At 73.1% G+C, this 4943-nt stretch carries 5 protein-coding genes; 1 reads left to right on the plus strand and 4 read right to left on the minus strand.

Annotated features, from left to right (window positions below; all coding sequences use genetic code 11):
- The 3 genes from AB0C29_RS33390 to AB0C29_RS33400 all read right to left on the minus strand — a co-directional run.
- A partial coding sequence (locus tag AB0C29_RS33390) for a sigma-70 family RNA polymerase sigma factor (protein WP_360828766.1) occupies positions 1 to 812 on the minus strand: 812 nt, incomplete at its 3' end.
- A gap of 78 nt (positions 813 to 890) precedes the next feature.
- Entirely contained in the window at positions 891 to 1535 is a 645-nt protein-coding gene (locus AB0C29_RS33395; RefSeq protein ID WP_360828769.1) for a response regulator transcription factor, read from the minus strand.
- Positions 1526 to 3448, minus strand: coding sequence for a histidine kinase (locus tag AB0C29_RS33400; protein WP_360828772.1), 1923 nt, complete (start codon positions 3446 to 3448; stop codon positions 1526 to 1528). Before AB0C29_RS33400 ends, AB0C29_RS33395 begins: the two co-directional genes overlap by 10 nt.
- A 138-nt stretch (positions 3449 to 3586) precedes the next feature.
- On the opposite strand from AB0C29_RS33400, the gene AB0C29_RS33405 reads away from it, so the two are divergent.
- Positions 3587 to 4165: a hypothetical protein gene (locus AB0C29_RS33405; protein WP_360828774.1), complete on the plus strand. Its 579-nt coding sequence runs from the start codon at positions 3587 to 3589 to the stop codon at positions 4163 to 4165.
- 77 nt (positions 4166 to 4242) lie between these two features.
- Here AB0C29_RS33405 and AB0C29_RS33410 read toward each other — a convergent pair.
- Positions 4243 to 4943, minus strand: a 701-nt coding sequence (locus tag AB0C29_RS33410) for a hypothetical protein (RefSeq protein WP_360828777.1), incomplete at its 5' end; no start/stop codon positions are given.

Consider the following 4943-nt stretch of genomic DNA (forward strand, 5'->3'; position numbering starts at 1 on the left):
GAGAACGCCTCGACCGGTACGTGCTCGCTGGTGAGCGTCGGGGGAACGGGCAGCAGGGCGAATCCGGCGAGCAGCCGCTCGGTGGGCAGCAGGCCCTCGCGGGCGGGCCCGCAGGTGGAACACGAACGGAGGTGCCGCTCGATGCGCTTGCGCCAGAACGGGCTCGGCACCCCGTCCCAGCCGGCCACGACGGCACTGAGCCGGCCGCAGCCGGGCACGGCGTCGAGGGCCGCGACGATCGAGCGGGCCGTCTCGAGGTGGTCGCGCATGCGCTGCAGCCGTACGCCGGCATGCGCGATCTTCACGCCCAGCGCCACCGCCACGTCGGCCCGGGTCAGCTCACCCACCGTCTCCAGCCACCACAGCGCGAGCACCGTCCGCTCCTCGGCGGACAGCCACCGCCCGGCGTGCATCACCTGCCGCCGCTGCACCGACAGCTCCACCCGGAGCAGCGTGGCCCCTTCGGGCTCCGCGCCGGCGTCCGGCAGCCCGGCCAGCTCGTCCAGGTCCGCGGTGCGGGCCGCGGCGACCTTGCCGCGGGCCCGCTGGGTGCCGATCTGGTGCACCGTGATGGCCGTCAGCCACGGCCGGAAACTCTTGGCGGAACGTAGCGAAGGCAGCTGCCGCACCATGCGCAGCATGACCTCCTGCACGACGTCGTCGACGTCGGGATGCCCGCCCAGCGCCTGCCGGGTCAGGTTGTAGACCAGCGGCAGATGGGTCCGGACAAGCTCGTCCAGGGCGCCACGATCACCCGCGCGCGCCGCGAGGACCAGCGCCGTGTCGTTCGTGCGGGACAGCCGGGTCTGCATCGCTCCCTCCCTGGCGGCGGAGTCTCAGCATCTGGCCGCGATCGCGGCAAGTCAATGTCTGCTGCGGTCGGTGACGGCTCAGGCACGCAGAAAGGTCAGCACGGCCAGGACGCGCCGGTGCTCGCGATCGGCGGGAATCAGGCCCAGCTTGGTGAAGATGGCGGTGACGTGGGCCTCGACGGTCTTGACCGCCAGGTGCAGGTCAGCGGCCACGGCGGCGTTCGACAGCCCCTGGGCCATCAGCGCCAGCACGGCGCGCTCGCGGTCGGTCAGGGCCTCCAGCGGGTCCCGTTCCCGGCGGCGGGCGACCAGGCGGGTCACCAGCTCCGGGTCGATGACGGTCTCGCCCCGGGCCACCTTGCGCACGTCGGTGCCGAACGCGCCGAGGTCGGACACCCGGTCCTTGAGCAGGTAGCCGACGCCGCCGTCGAAGTCGGTCATCAGCCGGAGCGCGTGGTGCACCTCGACGTACTGCGAGAGCAGCATCAGGCCCACACCGGGTGCCAGGGCCCGGATGGTGGCGGCTGTGTCGATGCCCTCGGCGGCGTACCCGGGCGGCATCCGCAGGTCGATCACCGCGACGTCCGGCGGGTCGGCCCGGACCAGGCCGAGCAGCCCGGCGCCGTCGGCGGCCTGACCGGTGACGGTGAAACCGACGTCGGTCAGAATCCGGGCCAGACCCTCGCGGAACAGCACCGCGTCGTCGGCCAGCATCACCCGCACGGGATCACCGTCGCCAGCCGCGTGCCCACCGGCCCGCTGTCGACCGTCAGCCGGGCGCCGAGGGTGGCGAGCCGGTCCGCGAGCCCTTCCAGGCCGCTGCCCGGAACCATCGTGGCGCCACCGACGCCGTCGTCGACCACCTCGACGATGAGCCCGGTCCCGTCCAGCTCGGCCCGCACCGAGGCCAGCGCCGCGCCGGAATGCTTGGCGGTGTTGGTCAGACCCTCGCTGACCATGAAGTACGCGGTCGCCTCCACCTCCGGTTGCAGCCGGCGATCGACCGTCACACCGAGCCGGACCGGCACGGCGGACCGGTCGGCCAGGAATCCCAGCGCCGCCTCCAGCCCGTCCTGGGTGAGCACGGCCGGATGCAGGCCGCGGGCCAGATCACGCAGCTCCGCGGTGGTCTCCAGCAGCTGGGCCCGGACCGCGGCGGCCCGCTCGGCGACGTCGGCGGACCCGGCGTCCGAGGCCAGCCGCACGACGGTGCCCAGCTCCATCGCCACGGTGACCAGTTGTTGCTGCACCCCGTCGTGCAGGTCCCGTTCGAGCCGGCGGCGGGCGGCGTCCCCGGCGGTGACCAGGCGCTGGGCCGTCGCCCGGAGTTCCAGCACCAGCCCGGCCTGCGCGGCCAGGTCGCCGACCAGCTGCCTCTCCGCCGGCGACAGGGCGTCACCCTTGTGCACCGTGATCGCGCCGCGGAAGCGCCCGTCGTGCATGACCGGCACGACTACCTTCGCCTCGGAGAGCCCGGTGGGTGGCAGTGGCACTGAGTCCGGCCAGACGGACATCGCCCGCAGCTCGTCGGGCGGGCCGGTGTAGAGCACGACCTGCTGCGCCCCGACACCGTCGGCGACGGTCCGGCAGATGCCGTCGAGCAGGCCACCGGCCGGTGCGGCCAGGTGGGCGGAGAGCCGGGCGAGCGACTCGTACGGGCCGACCCGGTGCCCGTGCACGAGCCGGTCGGCGAGCCGCTGGACCCGCCGGCGCAACGGCTCGAAGGCGACGGCCACCACCGCCGTGGCCACCAGCGACAGGACCGTACGGTTGCCGTCGACGAGCCGGCCGACACCGGTCACCACGGCCACGTAGCCCAGCGTGACGAGCGTGGCCATGGCCCCGAACACCAGCGACTTGTTGATCACCGGGTCGATGTCGTAGAGCCGGTACTTGAGGATCGCCGCCCCGGCCGCGACGGCGACCACCGGCATCGTCAGCGTGCCGGGCACGGGGGAGTGCCACACCACCAGGCCCAGCACCATGACCGCGGCGGAGACCGTGACGGCGTACGCGAACCAGCGCAGCTGCCGGGCCTCGTCGCCGCGCGCCTGCCGCAGCCGGACCACGACGCAGACCACCCAGGTCAGCTGGAACAGCAGGTAGCCGGCGGGCCGGGCGACCCGGTAGAAGGCGTCGGCGGCGGCGAGCCCCGGCAGGCTCAGCGGATGGCCGGCAACCAGGGCGGTACGGGCGTACTCGACCGGCCACAACGCCGACACCGCGGCGAGGACGACCCCGACGACGGCCAGGACGGCGGTGACGGTCCGCCACCCGCGCGACGGCAGCCGTCCGGTGGGAAAGCTCATGATGGTGACACCGGCGATGACCAGCACGATCGGCAACGGCCAGACGCCGAGCCAACCGGCCCAGGACGCTCCCGGCAGTGGCCCGGGATGCAGCCCGTACTGCCGTCCCGCGAACATGACGGCGTGGGCGGCGCCGGTCGCGACGAACAGCCGGCCCTCACGGTTGCCGGGCCGCCGGAGCACCACGAACAGCCCGACGGCGGTGAACGACGCCGCGATGAGCCCGTTGTGCAGATTGCCGACGTGGACACCGAGGCCGAAACCACCGGCGACGAGCACGGCCACGACGGCACCGACCGCCGAGCTGAGCGTCGCGGTACGGGTCACCGCCTCATCGTGCCAGCGTGGACCCCCGCCGTGATCAGGGCTGACCCTATGACTTCGCAGGGCCCACCCGGATGCCCCGGCCCCGGCGCGCGGACGACGGTGTGGGTGTCCCGCCGCGCCGAGCTCGAAGGAGCCGCCATGAGGTCCCTGCCCGGAACACCGATCGACCGCCTGCTCACCGCTCTGCTGCTCGTCGGACCGGTGCTCTATCTGGTGGCGGACGCGCTGTACGCGACCCGCGGCTGGGACGACCCGGCCGCCGGGGTCGTGCACGTGCTGGGGGCGGCCGGGTACGCGTTCGTGCTGCTGCGCCTGGTGACCTGGAGCGACGGGATGCCGGCGGCGGTCCTGCTGGTCGTGGGGGTGCTCGGGGTGGCCGGGAACGTCGCCTACGGTTTCAACACGATCCACGTGTCGCTGGGCGACACAGATCTGGTCGACGCGACGGGAGCGGCGGCCGGGTTGATCAAGCCGCTCGGTTTGTGCTTTCCGCTGACGCTGCTGGTGGCGGCCTTCGCGCTGCGCCGGGGGCAGCCGGGGTGGGTCGTGGCGGTGCTGGCCGTGGCGGGTGTCGCGTGGCCGGTCGCCCACATCGCGAATGTCGGCTGGCTGGCGGTGCTGGTCAACGCCGTGCTGGCGGCGACCTTCGGCGCGATGGCGGTGGCGGCCGGCCGCCGGACCCGGGCCACCGACCACCCCCTGACCCAACCAGCCTGACCCCTCCCGCCCGGCCCGTGCGGGGCGGGGAGCGCAGCGGGCCGGCAGCTCGAGGGGGAGCATGCCGGCCCGCTGTCTCACTTCACGTCGACGTAGTCGGCGGAGCTCGACGACGTCCACGACGTGGCGTCGCCGGCGAAGTTGTACCGGTACGAGCCGTCCGCTCCCGCCTTCACCGTCGTCTTGAGCTTGCCGCTCGCGTCCGTGGTGACCGTCTTGACCGTCGTCCACGTGGTCGCGTTGGCCTTGCGCCACTGCAGGTTCACCTTCTGCGCCGGGTACGCCCGGAACGTCCACCCGGCGTAGTAGTCGATCCGGGTCAGCGCTCCCGTCACGGTGATCGTGCGGCCCTTCGTCACCGGCTCCGGGGTGGCGTCCGCCGTCACGCGGGTCGTCCGCTTGATCGTCAGGCTGCCCGCCTTCTTGCGGTCGACGAGGCCTGTGCCGTCCTTGGCGGTAGCCCACACCTCGGCGTTCCAGACGCCGGCCAGCCCGTTGATGCCCAGCGAGTACCGCACGTCGTAGAGGTACGCCAGGGCCGTGCAGGTGGCGGTGGTCGCGTTCACCGGAACGCACTCGGTGCTCGTCGGCTGCAGCCCGTCCGGCGTGTTGTAGCTGCCGTGCCAGAAGTAGACGCCGGCTTTCCCGATGCCCGACGGGTCGGTCGCGGTGAAGGTCGAGACGATCTCGATCGGACCCGCGTCCGGGTCGGGCAGCAGCGCCTGGCCCCTATTGATCTTGAGGTTGGAGATTGTGGTGGTGCCCGCGGACTCGTCGC

The organism is Actinoplanes sp. NPDC048791, from assembly GCF_040650095.1.
In the GTDB taxonomy this organism is placed as follows: domain Bacteria; phylum Actinomycetota; class Actinomycetes; order Mycobacteriales; family Micromonosporaceae; genus Actinoplanes.

Excerpts from the sequence above, each read along its gene's own strand:
- AB0C29_RS33405 (WP_360828774.1), top strand. The coding sequence starts at position 3,587 with ATGAGGTCCCTGCCCGGAACACCGATCGACCGCCTGCTCACCGCTCTG.